21 protein-coding genes are annotated in these 16697 nt (G+C 64.4%); 19 read left to right on the forward strand and 2 right to left on the reverse strand.

Going from position 1 to position 16697, the window contains the following annotated elements:
• The first annotated feature begins 48 nt into the window (after positions 1 to 48).
• Both H9K76_RS04465 and H9K76_RS04470 read left to right on the forward strand, forming a co-directional pair.
• Positions 49 to 702, forward strand: a complete 654-nt coding sequence (locus H9K76_RS04465; protein ID WP_187598368.1) for an amino acid ABC transporter permease — start codon at positions 49 to 51, stop codon at positions 700 to 702.
• A complete protein-coding gene (locus H9K76_RS04470) occupies positions 683 to 1474 on the forward strand; it encodes an amino acid ABC transporter ATP-binding protein (RefSeq protein WP_281394161.1) in 792 nt (263 codons plus the stop codon). The genes H9K76_RS04465 and H9K76_RS04470 overlap by 20 nt, the downstream gene beginning before the upstream one ends.
• Before the next feature lie 58 nt (positions 1475 to 1532).
• Here the strand turns inward: H9K76_RS04470 and speE are convergent, their stop codons facing one another.
• Both speE and speD read right to left on the reverse strand, forming a co-directional pair.
• A complete protein-coding gene (gene speE, locus H9K76_RS04475) occupies positions 1533 to 2510 on the reverse strand; it encodes a polyamine aminopropyltransferase (protein WP_187598369.1) in 978 nt (325 codons plus the stop codon).
• Between the two features lies 1 nt (position 2511).
• Positions 2512 to 2925, reverse strand: coding sequence for an adenosylmethionine decarboxylase (gene speD, locus H9K76_RS04480; RefSeq protein ID WP_187598370.1), 414 nt, complete (start codon positions 2923 to 2925; stop codon positions 2512 to 2514).
• A gap of 367 nt (positions 2926 to 3292) precedes the next feature.
• On the opposite strand from speD, the gene H9K76_RS04485 reads away from it, so the two are divergent.
• The 17 genes from H9K76_RS04485 to hisB all read left to right on the forward strand — a co-directional run bounded on the left by H9K76_RS04485 (position 3293) and on the right by hisB (position 16682).
• Positions 3293 to 4135 carry an ABC transporter ATP-binding protein gene (locus tag H9K76_RS04485; protein ID WP_187598371.1) on the forward strand — a complete coding sequence of 281 codons (843 nt, stop codon included), beginning with the start codon at positions 3293 to 3295 and terminating at the stop codon, positions 4133 to 4135.
• The gene (gene mlaE / locus H9K76_RS04490; RefSeq protein WP_187598372.1) at positions 4132 to 4914 is read left to right on the forward strand and encodes a lipid asymmetry maintenance ABC transporter permease subunit MlaE; all 783 of its coding nucleotides are present in this window, start codon (positions 4132 to 4134) and stop codon (positions 4912 to 4914) included. Before H9K76_RS04485 ends, mlaE begins: the two co-directional genes overlap by 4 nt.
• A gap of 83 nt (positions 4915 to 4997) precedes the next feature.
• The gene (mlaD, locus tag H9K76_RS04495; RefSeq protein WP_187598373.1) at positions 4998 to 5486 is read left to right on the forward strand and encodes an outer membrane lipid asymmetry maintenance protein MlaD; all 489 of its coding nucleotides are present in this window, start codon (positions 4998 to 5000) and stop codon (positions 5484 to 5486) included.
• Positions 5483 to 6238, forward strand: a complete 756-nt coding sequence (locus H9K76_RS04500; RefSeq protein WP_187598374.1) for an MlaA family lipoprotein — start codon at positions 5483 to 5485, stop codon at positions 6236 to 6238. Before mlaD ends, H9K76_RS04500 begins: the two co-directional genes overlap by 4 nt.
• 213 nt (positions 6239 to 6451) lie before the next feature.
• Complete coding sequence (locus H9K76_RS04505) at positions 6452 to 7090, forward strand: MlaC/ttg2D family ABC transporter substrate-binding protein (protein ID WP_187598375.1); 639 nt, start codon at positions 6452 to 6454, stop codon at positions 7088 to 7090.
• Positions 7091 to 7120: 30 nt separating this feature from the next.
• Positions 7121 to 7390: an STAS domain-containing protein gene (locus tag H9K76_RS04510; RefSeq protein ID WP_187600455.1), complete on the forward strand. Its 270-nt coding sequence runs from the start codon at positions 7121 to 7123 to the stop codon at positions 7388 to 7390.
• A gap of 82 nt (positions 7391 to 7472) precedes the next feature.
• Positions 7473 to 8402, forward strand: a complete 930-nt coding sequence (locus H9K76_RS04515) for an ABC transporter ATP-binding protein (protein WP_187598376.1) — start codon at positions 7473 to 7475, stop codon at positions 8400 to 8402.
• Positions 8399 to 9154 carry an ABC transporter permease gene (locus H9K76_RS04520; protein ID WP_187598377.1) on the forward strand — a complete coding sequence of 252 codons (756 nt, stop codon included), beginning with the start codon at positions 8399 to 8401 and terminating at the stop codon, positions 9152 to 9154. The genes H9K76_RS04515 and H9K76_RS04520 overlap by 4 nt, the downstream gene beginning before the upstream one ends.
• Positions 9155 to 9185: 31 nt before the next feature.
• The gene (locus tag H9K76_RS04525; protein WP_187598378.1) at positions 9186 to 9434 is read left to right on the forward strand and encodes a BolA family protein; all 249 of its coding nucleotides are present in this window, start codon (positions 9186 to 9188) and stop codon (positions 9432 to 9434) included.
• Between the two features lie 123 nt (positions 9435 to 9557).
• Complete coding sequence (gene murA, locus H9K76_RS04530) at positions 9558 to 10919, forward strand: UDP-N-acetylglucosamine 1-carboxyvinyltransferase (RefSeq protein WP_187598379.1); 1362 nt, start codon at positions 9558 to 9560, stop codon at positions 10917 to 10919.
• Positions 10919 to 11566 (forward strand): ATP phosphoribosyltransferase, encoded by a 648-nt coding sequence (hisG, locus tag H9K76_RS04535; protein ID WP_187598380.1) that lies wholly within the window; start codon positions 10919 to 10921, stop codon positions 11564 to 11566. The genes murA and hisG overlap by 1 nt, the downstream gene beginning before the upstream one ends.
• Before the next feature lie 32 nt (positions 11567 to 11598).
• Positions 11599 to 12921: a histidinol dehydrogenase gene (gene hisD / locus H9K76_RS04540; protein ID WP_187598381.1), complete on the forward strand. Its 1323-nt coding sequence runs from the start codon at positions 11599 to 11601 to the stop codon at positions 12919 to 12921.
• Between the two features lie 361 nt (positions 12922 to 13282).
• Complete coding sequence (locus H9K76_RS04545; protein WP_187598382.1) at positions 13283 to 14062, forward strand: hypothetical protein; 780 nt, start codon at positions 13283 to 13285, stop codon at positions 14060 to 14062.
• 71 nt (positions 14063 to 14133) lie between these two features.
• Positions 14134 to 14415, forward strand: a complete 282-nt coding sequence (locus H9K76_RS04550; protein ID WP_187598383.1) for a DUF6364 family protein — start codon at positions 14134 to 14136, stop codon at positions 14413 to 14415.
• Positions 14412 to 14852 (forward strand): PIN domain-containing protein, encoded by a 441-nt coding sequence (locus H9K76_RS04555; RefSeq protein ID WP_187598384.1) that lies wholly within the window; start codon positions 14412 to 14414, stop codon positions 14850 to 14852. The genes H9K76_RS04550 and H9K76_RS04555 overlap by 4 nt, the downstream gene beginning before the upstream one ends.
• Before the next feature lie 73 nt (positions 14853 to 14925).
• On the forward strand, positions 14926 to 16050 hold the full coding sequence (gene hisC / locus H9K76_RS04560; protein WP_187598385.1) for a histidinol-phosphate transaminase: 1125 nt from the start codon (positions 14926 to 14928) through the stop codon (positions 16048 to 16050).
• The gene (gene hisB, locus H9K76_RS04565) at positions 16047 to 16682 is read left to right on the forward strand and encodes an imidazoleglycerol-phosphate dehydratase HisB (RefSeq protein ID WP_187598386.1); all 636 of its coding nucleotides are present in this window, start codon (positions 16047 to 16049) and stop codon (positions 16680 to 16682) included. Before hisC ends, hisB begins: the two co-directional genes overlap by 4 nt.
• The last annotated feature ends 15 nt before the right edge of the window (positions 16683 to 16697 follow it).

A 16697-nucleotide genomic window follows, 5' to 3' on the forward strand; every position in this document is an offset into this window, starting at 1 on the left:
GCGCCGACGGCATGGGCCGCGCGCTTCCGGAGCTCTCAAGCTTTCCGTATGGACTACGTTCTCTCCCTTCTCGGACCACTTGCCCAGGGTGCCACCGTCACCCTGAAGTTGTTCGCGATCACGCTGCTGCTGGCCGTTCCGCTGGGACTGGTGCTGGCGCTGGCACGCGTCTCTCATTTCAAGCCGCTGTCCACGCTGGTCAACGGCTACATCTGGCTGATGCGCGGCACGCCGCTCATGCTGCAGATGCTGTTCATCTATTTCGCGCTGCCGTTCGTGCCCGTGATCGGCGTGCGCCTGCCTGATTTTCCTGCCGCCGTGGTGGCCTTCGCGCTGAACTACGCGGCCTATTTCGCGGAAATCTTCCGTGCGGGCATTCTCTCGGTCGACCGCGGCCAGTATGAAGCGGCCAAGGTGCTGGGCATGAGCTACCCGCAGACCATGCGCCGCATCGTGCTGCCGCAGATGGTGCGCAGCATCCTGCCGCCCATGAGCAACGAAACGATCACGCTGGTGAAGGACACCTCGCTGATCTACGTGCTGGCCCTGAACGACCTGCTGCGCGCGGCGCGCGGTTTCGTGCAGCGCGACTTCACGACCACGCCCTTCATCGTGGCCGCAGCCTTCTATCTGATCATGACGCTGGTGCTCACCTGGGGCTTCCAGCGCCTGGAAAAACGCTATGCCAAATATGACGAATGACGCGACGCAGCAGCCGACGATGATCGATGCGCGCGACATCAGGAAGGCATTCGGCGCAACCCAGGTGCTGCGCGGCGTGTCGCTCAAGCTATCCCAGGGTGAGGTGGTGGCCGTGATCGGGCCCTCGGGCTCGGGCAAGAGCACCTTCCTGCGCTGCCTGAATCACCTGGAGACCATCGACAGCGGCACGATCACCGTCGAGGGGCGGACGCTGGCCTCCACGGACGCCGAGGGCCAATGCAGCTATGCATCCGAAGCCGAGGTGCGCAGCATCTGCCGCAAGATGGGCATGGTGTTCCAGCACTTCAACCTGTTTCCGCACCTGACCGTGCTGGAGAACATCATCGAGGCGCCGATGGTCGTGCAGAAGGTCTCGCGCGACGAGGCCATCGCGCGTGCCGAGAAACTGCTCGCGAAGGTGGGCCTGTCTGCCAAGCGGGACAACTATCCGTCGCGCCTGTCCGGCGGCCAGAAGCAACGCGTGGCGATCGCACGCGCCCTGGCGATGGAGCCCGACATCATGCTGTTCGACGAGCCGACCTCGGCGCTCGATCCGGAGCTGACCGGCGAAGTGCTGCGCACCATGCGCGAGTTGGCCGACGAACGCATGACCATGCTGGTGGTCACGCACGAAATGGGCTTTGCACGCGAGGTCGCGAACACGGTGGTGTTCATGGACCAGGGCGAACTCATCGAGGCGCGGCCCGCGCAGGAGTTCTTCGCCGATCCGCGCCATGAGCGCGCGAAGGCGTTCCTTAACCACATGCTGTGATCTCCGTGCTCCAAACGAAAAACGCAACCCTCGAGGTTGCGTTTTTGCTGGTGCCGTCCTAGCCCGCCCTGATCACCACGGGCGGGAGTTCCGCGGGATCACGCACTTCCTCCAGCGTGTCGCCGCGCCGGATCGGCTGCGCGGGCTGCGCCAGCAGGTCGCGCACGAAGTTCGGCTGGGCCAGCAGCGCCTGGTGCATTGCACCGTTGTAGAGCTGCAGGGAGCCGATTCCGCGCTCCGCGATGCGGCGATCGACCTCCTCGGTACCGAGCAGTGCCGGATCGGTCTGCTCCGATGCCATCGCCATGCACCACAGCGTGCCATACAGAGGCACGTACTGCAGATACGGACGGAACACCGGAAACACTGTGCGCACCGAGGCGGCGATGCGTGCCAGGCTCTTCGGCAGGTGGATGGGTGAGCCGAGGTGCAGGGAGATCACGCCGCCGGGAGCGAGAGCACGGCGACAGCTTTCGTAGAACTCCACGGTGTAGAGATCGGTGGCAGGGCCGAAGGGGTCCGTGAGGTCCAGTACGATCTGATCGAAGCGTTCGCCTTCGCCTGCGCTCGTTTGGCCGAGAAAGCTGCGCGCATCGCCGATGCGTATCTCGAGGCGTGGATCATCGAACGCACCGTGGTGGATGTCGGCCAGCCATTTGCGCGACACCGCGATCACCTGCTCGTCGAGTTCGGCCAGCACCACACGCTCGATCTGCGGCAGCTTGAGCAGCTCCTCGGCCGCGCCGCCATCACCTCCGCCCACCACCAGGGCCCGGCGCACACCGGGATGGGCGATGGCTGGAAGATGCACCATGGGCTCGTGGTAGAAGAATTCGTCGCGCTCCGATGTCATGAAGCAGTCGTCGATGCGCATCACGCGGCCGAACTGTGCGTTCTCGAACACCTCGATGTGTTGCCACTGCGACTGCATGCTGGCCAGCAGGTGGCTGTTCTTCAGGTAGAAACCGAAGTCATGATTGAGCCGCTCGGCCGCATACGACTGGGTTGCGGCCTGCTTGATTTCCGAGGCTGCCATGTCAGGCGCGCTCGACGCTGTGCAGATGCGGGTCATTCGGATTGAATGCGGCCATCAGGTCGTCGAACAGCTTCTGGGCCTTGGGGCGGTTGTTGCTCGTGTAGTTGCAGACGTAGACGTCGAGCGTGACATAGCCCGATTCGGGCCAGGTGTGGATCGACAGGTGCGACTCGGCGAGCACGACGACGCCGGTCACGCCACCGCCTTCGCCAAAACTGTGGAACAGGCTGCCCACGGTAGTGAGCCCGGCGGTGGTCACGAGCTCCTTGCAGAATGATTCCAGATATCCGGCATCCAGCATCAGGCGGCTGTCGCAGAGACAACCGTAGAGATCGCCGATCAGGTGCAGGCCGGTGGCCGAGCGGGAGACGGGCGAGGTCTTGATGGGGATGGCGTTCTGGACGTGGTTCTTCATTGAGCTAAAGCCCTTTCGTTGGGAGGAAGGTGTAGCAAAAAAACGGCAGTCCCGTTTCCGTCAGGAACACAGGGAAGCCGGCGGATCGATGGCGCCGAGCCACGGCTGGAGGCGGCAGGGGCTTGCTGCCTGAGGGACAGGCAGCGTCCATTTCCAGTCCGTGAGCAGGCTGGGCAGGGGCGGGTCGCGCAGGCGCCCGCAGTCTGTGCCCATCGTGGCAGGAAAGGGACCAGTATAGTCAAGCACCATTTGCGAAACAGTCCGTTCAACACTCGGTTTCGCCCGGGAAAAGGGTTTCCCCCTATGATGTGCGGTTGCTCGCGCGTGATTTATCTTGATTTTGCGCAAGCATTTCAACCTCAACAACATGCAACCAGTCGCACCCATCGCCAACGCTCCGCTCGTGGAATTGCGCAATGTCCAGTTCGGATATGGCGATCGCACGATCCTGCGCGACGTATCCCTCAGCATTCCGCGCGGGAAGGTCACGGCGTTGATGGGTGCATCCGGTGGCGGCAAGACCACGGTGCTGCGCCTGATCGGCGGCCAGCAGGTCGCGCAGGGCGGCGAGGTGCTGTTCGACGGCCGCAATGTCGGTGCGATGGACATGCAGGCGTTGTACGCCGCACGCCGGCGCATGGGCATGCTGTTCCAGTTCGGTGCGCTGTTCACCGACATGAGCGTGTTCGAGAACGTGGCCTTTCCGCTGCGCGAGCACACCGATCTCTCGGACGAACTGATCCGCGACATCGTGCTCATGAAGCTCAACGCCGTGGGGCTGCGCGGTGCGCGCGACCTCATGCCCAGCCAGATCTCGGGCGGCATGGCGCGGCGCGTGGCGCTGGCCCGTGCGATCGCCCTCGATCCCGAGCTGATCATGTACGACGAGCCCTTCGCCGGACTCGACCCGATATCTCTGGGCACGGCGGCACAGCTGATCCGCCAGCTCAACGATGCCATGGGCCTGACCACCATCATCGTGTCGCACGACCTGGAGGAGACCTTCAGGCTGGCCGACCATGTCGTCATTCTGGGTGCGGGCACGATCGCGGCCCAGGGCTCGCCCGACGAGGTGCGCAACAGCACCGACCCGCTGGTACATCAATTCGTCAATGCGCTGCCGACCGGCCCCGTGCCGTTCCACCATCCGGGCCCGAGCGTGGCCCAGGATTTCGGCCCGGTCGGCGCCACGCCAGGAGGTTCCGCATGAGTTGGTGGCGTCCCTCCCACATCGGCCTCGCGGTCCGCAGCAAGCTGGCCGACATCGGCGCGGGTGCGCGGCTGTTCTGGCGGCTGCTCACGCTGGGCGGCACTGCGCTCGGCCGTTTCGGGCTGGTGCGCGACCAGGTGCACTTCCTGGGAAATTATTCGCTCTCGATCATCGCCATGTCGGGCCTGTTCGTGGGCTTTGTGCTGGCGCTGCAGGGCTACAACGTGCTGCAGATCTATGGCTCGACGAATGCCCTGGGCCTGGTCGTCACGCTGGGACTGGTGCGCGAACTCGGCCCGGTGGTGACAGCGCTGCTGTTTGCGGGCCGGGCCGGGACTTCGCTCACGGCCGAGATCGGCCTCATGCGTGCGGGCGAGCAGCTGTCCGCGATGGAGATGATGGCCGTCGATCCGGTCAAGCGCATCCTGGTGCCCCGCTTCTGGGGCGGCGTGATCGCCATGCCGCTGCTGGCGGCGGTGTTCAGCGCGGTCGGCGTGATCGGCGGCTGGATCGTCGGCGTCGTCATGCTGGGTGTCGATCCGGGTGCCTTCTGGGGGGCGATGCAAAGCAGTGTCGATGTCTGGAAGGATGTGGGCAATGGCGTCGTCAAGAGCATCGTGTTCGGCGTGGCCGTGACGTTTGTCGCCGTGCTGCAGGGCTATGTGGCCAAGCCGACGCCTGAAGGCGTGTCGCGTGCCACCACGCGCACCGTCGTGATTGCATCGCTGTCCGTGCTGGGGCTGGACTTCCTGCTCACGGCGCTGATGTTCAGCATCTGACGGAGCGGGCGGCAATGGATTCGAATCGAACGGTTGAGAGCGAAGAGACTGGTATCTCGGGATTACGGAGAAAGTAGCAAACCATGCAGCAATCCAAGAATGATGTCTGGGTCGGCCTGTTCGTGCTGTTGGGCGCGGCCGCGCTCGTATTCCTTGCACTGCAGTCCGCCAACCTGCTGAGCCTGAACTGGAAGTCGGGCTACAACGTGACGGCGCGCTTCGACAATATCGGCGGCCTCAAGCCCAAGGCGGCGGTGCGCAGCGCCGGCGTGGTGGTGGGGCGCGTGCAGTCGATCGGCTTCAACGACGAGACGTTCCAGGCCAACGTGCACCTGGAGCTCGACAAGCAATACAAGTTTCCCAAGGACAGCTCCCTGAAGATCCTCACCAGCGGTCTGCTGGGCGATCAGTACATCGGAATCGAAGCCGGCGCTGACGAGGCAAATCTGGCGGAAGGTGACACAATCACATCCACCCAATCGGCCGTGGTACTGGAAAACCTGATTGGCCAGTTCCTCTACAACAAGGCGGAAGAGGGTGGCAGTACCGGTGGATCCGGCGGTAAAAAATGACCCATCAAACCAAATATTCCAAAGTCATCGTTGCACGTGGCGCAGCCGCGATGCTGGGCCTTGCCCTGCTCGCCGGATGTGCAACCGGCCCCCACTCCAATCCGGATGATCCGCTCGAGCCATTCAATCGCAGCATGTACTCGTTCAATGACGGGCTGGACAAGGCGGTGCTCAAGCCCGTGGCGACGGCCTACCAGGACGTCACACCGAAGCCGGTGCGCACGGGTGTGAGCAACTTCTTTGCCAACCTGACCGACGTCTGGTCGTTCGTCAACAACCTGCTGCAGGGTCGCGGTGCCGATGCGCTCGACACCATGGTCCGTGTCAACGTCAACACGATCTTCGGTCTCGGCGGTTTGCTCGACATCGCCAGCGAGATGGGTGTGCAGCGCCACAAGCAGGACTTCGGCCTCACGCTGGGGCACTGGGGCGTGGAGACCGGGCCGTATCTGGTGCTGCCTCTGCTGGGCCCCTCCACCGTGCGTGATGCGGCCGCGTTGCCCGTGGACTATCTGGGCGATCCGCTGAGCTCCATCAACGATGTGGGTGCCCGCAACTCCCTGTACGGCCTGAAGGTCCTGGAAAAGCGCGAGTCGCTGCTCAATGCAGGCGACGTGCTCGAGGCTGCTGCCCTGGACCGCTACTCGTTCACGCGTGACGTCTATCTGCAGGTCCGGAGCCAGCGCATCACACCCAAGAAGGGACAGGCGCAGGATGACGACGATGCAGGCAAGCTGCCCGAGGACTATTGAGTACCCGTATTGATCCCTGCACCGACGCTGGTTGTCGGCCAGTTCCGAGGCCGGGTCGCGGTGTTGCATTTGCTTTCATGACGCTACCGGCCAGACGTATGGAACGGCCGGTGATCTGCTCACAATAGCGCGCGTGCTTGAACGCGTATTGGTGCGTATGTTGCCAATCACATACATTCAGGTTTGTATGTGACAAGAAGAAGGAATCCCAAGATGCTGATGAATCGACGCCTTTTCACCCAATCCGCCGCGGCAGTTGTGTCGCTTGCGTTGCTGTCGTCCCCGAGCGCATGGGCTGCGGGCGAGGCTCCGGATGACATGATCAAGCGCCTGTCCAACGAAGTGCTGGACACCATCCGCAACGATCCGTCCATCAAGTCTGGCGACGTGGACAAGATCATGGTGCTGGTCGACCGCATGCTGATGCCGCACGTGAACTTCCGCCGCATGACCGCCGCTGCTGTCGGCCCGGGCTGGCGCAAGGCTACGCCCGAGCAGCAGAAGCGCCTGCAGGACGAATTCAAGATTTTGTTGGTGCGCACTTACTCTGGTGCCCTGAGCCAGGTGACCAATCAGTCCGTCGAGGTCAAGCCGATGCGTGCAGCGGCAGGGGACAAGGACGTGCTGGTACGCACGGAAGTGCGTGGCAAGGGCGATCCGGTGCAGGTCGACTACCGCCTCGAGCAGGACGGCAACAGCTGGAAGATCTACAACCTGAACGTGCTGGGCGTCTGGATCGTCGATACCTACCGCACGCAGTTCGCGCAGGAAGTGAATGCCAAGGGCATCGACGGCCTGATCGACACGCTGGTGGCACGCAACAAGGCCAATGCAGCCAGCGCGGCGAAGTAATCGGCCATGACCTCGCCCGCCGCACCTTCGATGCTGGTGCTTCCGCCCGAGCTCACGCATGCCCAGGCCACGGCGTGTCTGCGCATGCTCATGCAGGCCCTGCGCGCCCACAAGGAGCAGCAGCTCATCGTGGACGCAGGGCCGCTCAAGGTGTTCGACTCCTCGGCCATCGCCGTCCTGCTCGAATGCCGCCGGACGGCGCTTGCGTTCGGCAAGTCGTTTGCCGTGAAGGCGCTCCCGCCCGCGCTGCTCAGCCTGGCCGGCCTCTACGGCGTTCAGGAACTGCTGCCGGCCGACTGATCGCCCTGGCGAGCCGTCGGTGCGCGCCTCCCAAAACCTTGCACAGCAGCGCGAGGGCTGCGCGCCTTAAAATGAGCGGTTCATGTCAGCAGTATCCTTTCAGTCTGTCTCCAAGACCTTCAATACCTCCAAGGGCCTCTTCCAGGCGCTGAACCAGGTCAGCCTGGACATCGAGGAAGGCGAGTTCTTCGGCCTGCTCGGCCCCAACGGCGCGGGCAAGACCACTCTCATCAGCATCCTGGCGGGGCTGGCGCGTGCCAGCAGCGGCTCGGTGAAGGTGCTGGGCCGCGACGTGCGGGATGACTACGCCGAGGCGCGCCGCCGCCTGGGCGTGGTGCCGCAGGAACTGGTATTCGACCCGTTCTTCAGCGTGCGCGAGACGCTGCGCATCCAGTCCGGCTATTTTGGCGTGAAGAACAACGACGCCTGGATCGACGAGTTGCTGGAGAGCCTGGGGCTGGCCGACAAGGCGCAGTCCAACATGCGCCAGCTGTCTGGCGGCATGAAGCGCCGCGTGCTGGTGGCCCAGGCGCTGGTGCACAAGCCCCCGATCATCGTTCTCGACGAGCCCACGGCGGGGGTGGACGTGGAGTTGCGCCAGACGCTCTGGCACTTCATCGCCCGCCTGAACCGCGAAGGCCATACCGTGCTGCTCACCACCCACTATCTCGAGGAGGCGGAAGCGCTGTGCAGCCGCGTGGCCATGCTCAAGCACGGCAACATCGTCAAGCTCTCCCCGATGTCGGAGCTGCTCAAGTCCGCATCGGCCAACGTGCTGCAGTTCAAGACCGATAGCCTGCTGCCGACGGCGATGGCCGAACGCGCGCGTGTCACGGGCCGCATCGTGCAGATTCCCGCACAGGATGCGGGTGACGTCGAAGGCCTGCTCGCCGGGCTGCGCCAGGGAGGCGTGGTGCTGGAGGATGTGGAGATCCGCCGCGCCGACCTCGAGGATGTCTTCATCCACGTCATGAACGAACAGGAACATTCCGGCAAGGGAGTGGCAGCATGAACGGCTGGCAGACCCTGCTGAAGAAGGAAGTGCTGCGCTTCTGGAAGGTGGCCTTCCAGACCATTGCGGCGCCGGTGCTCACCTCCGTGCTGTACCTGCTGGTCTTCGGCCATGTGCTCGAGGGCCGTGTGCTGGTGTATGACCGCATCAGCTACACCGCGTTCATCATCCCGGGCCTCGTGATGATGAGCATCCTGCAGAATGCGTTCGCCAACAGCTCGTCGAGCCTCGTGCAGAGCAAGATCATGGGCTCGCTGGTGTTCGTGCTGCTCACGCCGCTGTCGCACTGGGCATGGTTCAGTGCCTATGTGGGGGCGGCGGTGCTGCGTGGGCTGCTGGTGGGCTTCGGCGTCTTCGTCGTCACGCTGTTCTTTGCGGTGCCCGACTTCTCTGCGCCGCTGTGGATCATCGTCTTTGCGCTGCTGGGCGCCGCGATCATGGGCACGCTCGGGCTGATTGCGGGCCTGTGGGCCGACAAGTTCGACCAGATGGCCGCGTTCCAGAACTTCCTGATCATGCCGCTGACCTTCCTCTCCGGCGTGTTCTATTCGATCCATTCGCTGCCGGGCTTCTGGCAGGGCGTGAGCCACCTGAATCCGTTCTTCTACATGATCGACGGCTTCCGCTATGGCTTCTTCGGGCAGAGCGACGTCTCCCCGTGGACCAGCTTCGGCATCGTCGCCTGCGCGTGGCTGCTGATCAGTGCGTTCGCCGTGCACCTGCTGCGCATCGGCTACAAGATCCGCAACTGATGCCCCTTTTGATATTTCGGACCTATCTCACATGACCGCAGACCAACTCAAGCAACTCATCAGCGCCGGCCTTCCCTGCGAGCACATCGAGCTCGAAGGCGACGGCCGCCATTGGTTTGCCACGATCGTGTCTGCCGAATTCGAGGGCAAGCGGCTCATCCAGCGCCACCAGCGCGTGTACGCCACGCTGGGCGACCGCATGCAGACCGACGAAGTGCATGCGCTGTCGATGAAGGTGCACACGCCCGCTGAATGGGCCGCCAAATCTGCCGCGGACTGATCGCCGCGATGCTCCCGCGCTGCGCACCGTGCCTTCGTGCCTCGCGTGGGTTTTCTTGAATGCGGCGGCAGCCCGCTCATCCGATCGATGGGCCGCTGACCGCCCGGACTTTTTGATTTTCCAATGGACAAACTCCTGATTCGTGGTGGGCGCGCCCTTCATGGCGAGGTGCCGGTCTCCGGCGCCAAGAATGCCGCACTGCCGGAGCTGTGCGCCGCGCTGCTGACCGCAGAACCCGTGGTGCTCCACAACGTGCCTCGCCTCAAGGACATCGCCACCATGCTGGCACTGATCCGCAACATGGGCGCGGCCGTGGACCGCATCGAGGACCCGGACTGCTCCCGTCCCGATGCCAAGGGCGTGGTGCGCATCGTGGCCGACCAACTGCAGCACACCGAGGCACCCTACGACCTGGTCAAGACCATGCGCGCGTCGGTGCTCGCGCTGGGCCCGCTGCTGGCGCGTTTCGGCGAGGCAAAGGTCTCGCTTCCCGGTGGCTGCGCGATCGGCTCGCGTCCGGTCGACCAGCACATCAAGGGCCTGACGGCCATGGGGGCGGACATCGTGGTCGAGCATGGCTACATGGTGGCGCGCCTGCCCGAGGGACGCTCGCGCCTGCGGGGCGCCCGCATCACGACGGACATGGTCACGGTGACCGGCACGGAGAACCTGTTGATGGCGGCGACGCTGGCCGAAGGCGAGACGATCCTGGAGAACGCCGCGCAGGAGCCCGAGATCGCCGATCTGGCCGAGATGCTGATCCGCATGGGCGCGAAGATCGAGGGCCACGGTACGGCGTGCATCCGCATCCAGGGTGTGGAAAGGCTTCATGGCTGTGAGCACCAGGTCGTGGCCGACCGGATCGAGGCGGGCACTTTCCTGTGCGCCGTGGCGGCCACCGGTGGCGAGGCCTTTCTGCGTCATGGCCGCATCGATCACCTCGGCGCCGTGGTCGACAAGCTGCGCGATGCAGGGGTCGAGGTGCAGGCCGCGGAGGACGGCATCCACGTGAAGAGTCCGGGTGCATCGCAGCTCAGGGCGCAAAGCTTCCATACCACTGAGTACCCGGGCTTTCCCACCGACATGCAGGCGCAGTTCATGGCGCTGAATGCCGTGGCGCAAGGCCGCTCGACCGTTGCCGAGACGATCTTCGAGAACCGCTTCATGCACGTGAGCGAGCTCGCCCGCCTCGGCGCAAGAATCCAGACCACCGATTCGCGGCAGGCCGTGATCGAGGGACTCAGCGAGGCGGCCGCTGGCGGCCTGGACAATTGCGAGGACAATACGAGCCGTGCGCAGTCTGCGCAACGCCTTTCGGGTGCCACCGTGATGGCGACCGACCTGCGTGCTTCCGCGAGCCTGGTCATTGCCGGCCTCGTGGCCAGCGGTGAGACGGTGGTGGACCGCATCTATCACCTGGACCGTGGCTACGACTGCATGGAAGCCAAACTGCGCGGCCTGGGCGCCGATGTCGAAAGAATCTGATGACGATGATTACTCTGGCTCTGTCCAAGGGCCGCATTTTTGATGAGACCATGCCCCTGCTGGCCGCCGCCGGCATCGAGGTGCTGGAGGATCCGGAAACCTCGCGCAAGCTGATCCTGCCCACCAACAAGCCGGAGGTGCGCGTGGTGATGGTGCGCGCGACCGACGTTCCCACCTATGTGCAGCATGGCGGTGCCGACATCGGCGTGACGGGCAAGGACACGCTCATCGAGCATGGGGGGCAGGGCCTGTTCCGTCCGCTCGACCTGAAGATCGCCAAGTGCCGCGTGAGCGTGGCCGTGCGCAGCGATTTCGACTACGAGCATGCGGTCACGCAGGGCTCGCGCCTGAAGGTGGCCACGAAGTACACGGCGATCGCGCGTGAGTTCTTCGCCTCCAAGGGCGTGCACGTGGACCTGATCAAGCTCTACGGCAGCATGGAACTCGCGCCGCTCACCGGCATGGCCGACGCCATCGTCGACCTGGTTTCCACCGGCAACACGCTCAAGGCCAACAACCTGGTGGAAGTGGAGCGCATCATGGACATCAGTTCCCACCTCGTCGTGAACCAGGCGGCGCTCAAGCTCAAGCAGGAGCCACTGCGCCACATCATCGACGCATTCGCTTCCGCGATCCGTCAGGACTGAATTTTCCCCTTCCCCAAAGAAAGCCGCGCACCATGTCCCTGCAAGCCGCCCCCCTGCGTCTGTCCACCGCTTCGAGCACCTTCGAAGCCGACTTCGCGGCGCGCCTGCATTGGTCGGCGGACACGGACGCCGAGATCGAGCAGCGCGTGGCCGACATCCTGGCCGATGTGCAAAGGCGCGGCGATGCGGCGGTGCTTGAATACACGGCGCGCTTTGACGGCCTGAACGCGCCCGACCTGTCGGCCCTCGAGCTCAGGCAGGACGAACTCAAGGCCGCGTTCGACAGCCTCAGCGATGCGCAAAAGCACGCTCTGCAGGCTGCGGCAAGGCGCGTGCGCACCTACCATGAAGCGCAGAAGAAGGCCAACGGCGAGAGCTGGAGCTACCGCGACGAGGATGGCACGCTGCTCGGCCAGAAGGTCACGCCGCTGGACCGCGTCGGCATCTATGTGCCCGGCGGAAAGGCCGCCTATCCGTCGAGCGTGCTGATGAATGCCATTCCCGCGCATGTTGCGGGTGTGGAGGACATCATCATGGTCGTGCCCACACCCCGCGGCGAAAAGAACGCGCTGGTGCTGGCGGCGGCCTATGTGGCAGGCGTGCACCGCGCATTCACCGTGGGAGGCGCGCAAGCGGTGGCGGCGCTGGCCTACGGCACGGCAACCATTCCCAAGGTCGACAAGATCACCGGTCCCGGCAATGCCTACGTGGCCAGCGCCAAGAAGCGCGTGTTCGGGATGGTCGGCATCGACATGATTGCAGGGCCTTCGGAAATCCTGGTGCTGGCCGACGGCAGCACGCCGCCCGAGTGGGTCGCCATGGATCTGTTCAGCCAGGCCGAACACGACGAGCTCGCGCAATCGATCCTGCTGTGCCCCGATGCCGCCTACATCGACGCGGTGCAGCGCGAGATCGATCGCCTGCTTCCCGAGATGCCGCGCCAGGAGATCATCGCCAGGAGCCTGAACGGCCGGGGCGCGCTGATCCTTACCAGGGACATGGAAGAAGCCTGCGCGATCAGCAACCGCATCGCGCCGGAACACCTGGAGGTCTCCAGCCGCGATCCTCACCGCTGGGAGCCGCTGCTCAAGCACGCGGGCGCGATCTTTCTGGGCGCCTACACCAGCGAGAGCCTTGGCGACTACTGCGCCGGGCCGAATCACGTGCTGCCCACGAGCGGCACGGCGCGCTTCTCCTCGCCGCTCGGCGTGTATGACTTCCAGAAGCGCTCCAGCCTCATCGAAGTGAGCGAGGCGGGAGCCCAGGTGTTGGGCAAGATCGCAGCGGAGCTGGCCTATGGAGAAGGCCTGCAGGGACACGCGCGCGCGGCGGAGATGCGTCTGCTGAAGAAGTGATGTGTTGGCTTGGGAGCCTCTGCAGCAGCCCGGGCACACAATGTCGGGCGACTGCAAGAAGCTTGTCCAGATGTTTCTCCGAGTGCGCTCCCTGCTTTTTTTGCGCTGACACTGTGATCCTTGCCCGTTGCACTGCATTGCATCGGGCTGGCCACAACACAAGCAAGGCAGGAATCACAACATGTCACGCGCACATCGGGATGGGTTTCGGTTTTCTTTCGTTTCCCTTGCGTCTTCATCCGCATCGGCTCCTCTCACTCTCAAATCCCTGATTCACTGGCAACGCGGGCTGGCGGCCGGCGTTCTGGTGCTGTTGGCCGGTTGCTCCATGCCGCCCAGGCCGGCCCCCGTGGCGGAGACGGTGCCAACGGTTGCGGCCGGTCGCGATGCCTACACGCCTGCGCCCAGTTCCACTCCGCCCGTACCTGCCGCGCCCGTTGCTGCACCCACACCGGCTGCGTCCACACTCGGCACCCAGTGGGGTGAGGGCCGCGAGTCATCCGTAGAACTTGTGGATGCCACCCGCATCACGCCCGCCAGGCCGCAGGCATTGAAGACGCTGCATTACACGGACGAAGCCAGCATCCGCAGCGCACTTGGTGCGCGCGCGGACAGACAACTCAATGTGCTGCTCGCCGACGGCAAGGTCGAGTGGTCGCTGCGCGACGAAAACGACAGGCCCCTGCCCATCTATGGCGCCAGGGGAGAGCAGGGCGCTCACCAGGTCGCGGGCAGCCGTGGCGCGCGCTATGAGCTGGTCTATGTGAACCGCAGCCAGCGCAGCTACGAAGTGGTTGCCACGGTCGACGGCCTCGACGTGCTGACCGGCCAAAGCGGCAGCCTGCGCAACAACGGCTACCTGCTCATGCCGGGGGAGACGTTGCGCATCGAAGGCTTTCGCAAGAGCAGCAACGAGGTGGCAGCATTCCGTTTCTCCGGCAAGGACGGGGCCTATGCCAGCAACACGCCCGCGGGCAACCCGCGCAACATCGGCGTGATCGGCACGGCGCTGTTCGAGGTGCGTCTGGACAAGGGGACGCAGCCGCCGTCCGGCGGTCATTCTCGGGGTGACCGGCCCAATGCCTTTCCTGCGGACAAGCCGAGCCCTTCCCCGTATGCACCCGCGCCGCAATACCGCTGAAAGCGGTTGCTCGTGCTCAGGTGAAATCACACGAATTTCGTGGAACACGAAATTCGTGTAAACTGCATGCTGTGAAAAACCTGACCATCACCGTCGAGGATGATGTGCTCGAATGGGCACGCATCGAAGCTGCGAGGCGCGGCACCAGCGTTTCGCGCATGGTGGGTGATTTCATGGCCGAGATGCAGCGGCGCGAGGACGCCTACGAGCGCGCCTATCTGGCCTGGCGCACGGACGAGCGCAACTGGCGGGCGCCTGACAGCGTCGCCGCCCCCCGTGCGACAAGCCTGCAGCGCACGGCTGCATCCGCGACGAGGAAGCCCGCGGCCAAAGGAAAGCTCGCCGCGCCATGAACCCCGTATTTGTTGACACCTCGGTGCTGATCGCTGCGGAGGACATGGGCGCGGGAGCACTGCATGCGGCGACCCTCGAATGGCTCGATGCGCTCTGGCGTGCGCGTGCCGGACGCACCGGAAGCCAGGCGCTGTGCGAGTTCTACGATCAGGTGACCACGGCGGCCGAGCCGCTGTCGCAGGGCGATGCGCGCGCCGCCATCCGCCGCTATCAGACATGGAACCCCTGGAAGACCGATGCCGCCACGCTCGAGACGGCGTGGGCCGTCCAGGCCCGGCACAACCTGCCGTTCGGCGATTGCCTTGCCGTTGCTTGTGCCCAGCACAGCGGCTGCGCCCGGATGCTGACCCTCGCCCTGCCGCATGGTGCGCACTACGGCGGGGTGGTGATGGTGCATCCGCAGCATGCACCGGTTTCCGCAACGGACGAGCATTGACGTTCAGCCACCAGCCTCCCTGAACCACTTGCATCGCTCCTTGACGAAGCCACTTCCACTACCGTTTTTCATCATGCCCAATTCTTCTCCCGCCAACCTCTCCAAAGCCCTCGACCGCCTGCGTCCCGACGTGCGCGCCATGCATGCCTACAAGGTGCAGGGTGCTGTCGGCTACCTGAAGATGGACGCCATGGAGAACCCGTTCAGCCTGCCCCCGGCGTTGCAACTGGAGCTGGGCCAGCGTCTCGGAAGCCTGGAGATCAATCGCTATCCCGGAGAGCGGCAGAACGATCTGAAGGCCGCACTCGCAAGCTATGCCGGTGCGCCGGAAGGCAGCGCCGTCCTGCTCGGTAACGGCTCGGACGAAATCATCAGCCTGCTGGCGCTTGCCTGTGCACAGCCGCATGACGGCGCGCGCGCCAAGCTGCTCGCGCCCATGCCGGGCTTCGTGATGTACCCGATGAGTGCACAGTTGCAGGGGCTGGATTTCGTGAACGTGTCGCTCACGGCCGACTTCGAACTCGATGAACCTGCGATGCTTGCGGCGATCGCGGAGCACAAGCCCGCAATCACCTACATCGCCTACCCCAACAACCCCACGGCCACGCTGTGGGACCAGGGCGCGGTGCAGCGCATCGTCGATGCCGTGGGCGAGCAGGGCGGCTTTGTGGTGATGGACGAGGCCTACCAGCCCTTCGCCAGCCACAGCTTTATCGACCGCATGAAGGCCGAGCCGGAGCGCAACGCCCACGTGCTGCTGATGCGCACGCTCAGCAAGTTCGGGCTGGCCGGCGTGCGCCTGGGCTACCTGATCGGCCCCGAGGCCATCGTGAGCGAGATCGACAAGGTGCGCCCTCCCTACAACGTGAGCGTGCTCAACTGCGAGGCCGCGATCTTTGCGCTGGAGCACGCCGAGGTATTTGCCGCCCAGGCCCTTGAAATCCGCACCGAGCGGGCCAAGCTGATCGATGCCCTGAAGACGATTCCGGGTGTGGAGAAGGTCTGGGACAGCGAAGCCAACATGGTGCTCATCCGTGTGGCCGATGCGGCAAAGACCCACGAGGGCATGAAGGCCCGGAAGGTGCTGATCAAAAACGTTTCTACAATGCATCCATTGCTGGCCAACTGCCTGCGTCTGACCGTCGGAAATGCTGCCGACAACGCACAGATGCTCGCGGCGCTCCAGGCTTCCCTATGACATCATCTCTTGTACCCTCCACACCTGCGGTCGATGCCCATGCCGACCGCGTCGCCGAAGTCGCCCGCAACACCGCGGAGACACGCATCAAGGTGCGCGTGAACCTGGATGGTTCCGGCGCCTCGCGCATTGCAACCGGCATCGGTTTCTTCGACCACATGCTCGAGCAGATCGCACGCCACGGGCTGATCGACCTGCAGATCGACTGTGACGGCGACCTGCACATCGACGGACACCACACGGTGGAAGACGTGGGCATCACGCTGGGCCAGGCCTTCGCGCGCGCCGTGGGCGACAAGAAGGGCATCAGGCGCTACGGACATGCCTACGTGCCGCTCGACGAAGCGCTCTCGCGCGTGGTGGTCGACTTCTCGGGCCGGCCGGGGCTGCATCTGCACATCCCGTTCACGGCCGGCAGCATCGGCGGCTTCGACACCCAGCTGACCTACGAGTTCTTCCAGGGCTTCGTGAACCACGCGGGTGTGACGCTGCACATCGACAACATCAAGGGCATCAATGCGCACCACCAGTGCGAGACGGTGTTCAAGGCCTTTGCCCGCGCGCTGCGCGATGCGCTCGAGCGCGATCCGCGCTCGGCCGGCATGATTCCGTCCACCAAGGGCTCGCTGTAACCGCAGAACTGCACA

Origin of the sequence: Diaphorobacter ruginosibacter, from assembly GCF_014395975.1 — a bacterium.
Lineage (GTDB): Bacteria > Pseudomonadota > Gammaproteobacteria > Burkholderiales > Burkholderiaceae_C > Diaphorobacter_A > Diaphorobacter_A ruginosibacter.

Excerpts from the sequence above, each read along its gene's own strand:
- H9K76_RS04465 (WP_187598368.1), top strand. The coding sequence starts at position 49 with ATGGACTACGTTCTCTCCCTTCTCGGACCACTTGCCCAGGGTGCCACC.
- H9K76_RS04470 (WP_281394161.1), top strand. The coding sequence starts at position 683 with ATGCCAAATATGACGAATGACGCGACGCAGCAGCCGACGATGATCGAT.
- speE (WP_187598369.1), bottom strand. The coding sequence starts at position 2,510 with ATGGCAGCCTCGGAAATCAAGCAGGCCGCAACCCAGTCGTATGCGGCC.
- speD (WP_187598370.1), bottom strand. The coding sequence starts at position 2,925 with ATGAAGAACCACGTCCAGAACGCCATCCCCATCAAGACCTCGCCCGTC.
- H9K76_RS04485 (WP_187598371.1), top strand. The coding sequence starts at position 3,293 with ATGCAACCAGTCGCACCCATCGCCAACGCTCCGCTCGTGGAATTGCGC.
- mlaE (WP_187598372.1), top strand. The coding sequence starts at position 4,132 with ATGAGTTGGTGGCGTCCCTCCCACATCGGCCTCGCGGTCCGCAGCAAG.
- mlaD (WP_187598373.1), top strand. The coding sequence starts at position 4,998 with ATGCAGCAATCCAAGAATGATGTCTGGGTCGGCCTGTTCGTGCTGTTG.
- H9K76_RS04500 (WP_187598374.1), top strand. The coding sequence starts at position 5,483 with ATGACCCATCAAACCAAATATTCCAAAGTCATCGTTGCACGTGGCGCA.
- H9K76_RS04505 (WP_187598375.1), top strand. The coding sequence starts at position 6,452 with ATGCTGATGAATCGACGCCTTTTCACCCAATCCGCCGCGGCAGTTGTG.
- H9K76_RS04510 (WP_187600455.1), top strand. The coding sequence starts at position 7,121 with ATGCTGGTGCTTCCGCCCGAGCTCACGCATGCCCAGGCCACGGCGTGT.
- H9K76_RS04515 (WP_187598376.1), top strand. The coding sequence starts at position 7,473 with ATGTCAGCAGTATCCTTTCAGTCTGTCTCCAAGACCTTCAATACCTCC.
- H9K76_RS04520 (WP_187598377.1), top strand. The coding sequence starts at position 8,399 with ATGAACGGCTGGCAGACCCTGCTGAAGAAGGAAGTGCTGCGCTTCTGG.
- H9K76_RS04525 (WP_187598378.1), top strand. The coding sequence starts at position 9,186 with ATGACCGCAGACCAACTCAAGCAACTCATCAGCGCCGGCCTTCCCTGC.
- murA (WP_187598379.1), top strand. The coding sequence starts at position 9,558 with ATGGACAAACTCCTGATTCGTGGTGGGCGCGCCCTTCATGGCGAGGTG.
- hisG (WP_187598380.1), top strand. The coding sequence starts at position 10,919 with ATGACGATGATTACTCTGGCTCTGTCCAAGGGCCGCATTTTTGATGAG.
- hisD (WP_187598381.1), top strand. The coding sequence starts at position 11,599 with ATGTCCCTGCAAGCCGCCCCCCTGCGTCTGTCCACCGCTTCGAGCACC.
- H9K76_RS04555 (WP_187598384.1), top strand. The coding sequence starts at position 14,412 with ATGAACCCCGTATTTGTTGACACCTCGGTGCTGATCGCTGCGGAGGAC.
- hisC (WP_187598385.1), top strand. The coding sequence starts at position 14,926 with ATGCCCAATTCTTCTCCCGCCAACCTCTCCAAAGCCCTCGACCGCCTG.
- hisB (WP_187598386.1), top strand. The coding sequence starts at position 16,047 with ATGACATCATCTCTTGTACCCTCCACACCTGCGGTCGATGCCCATGCC.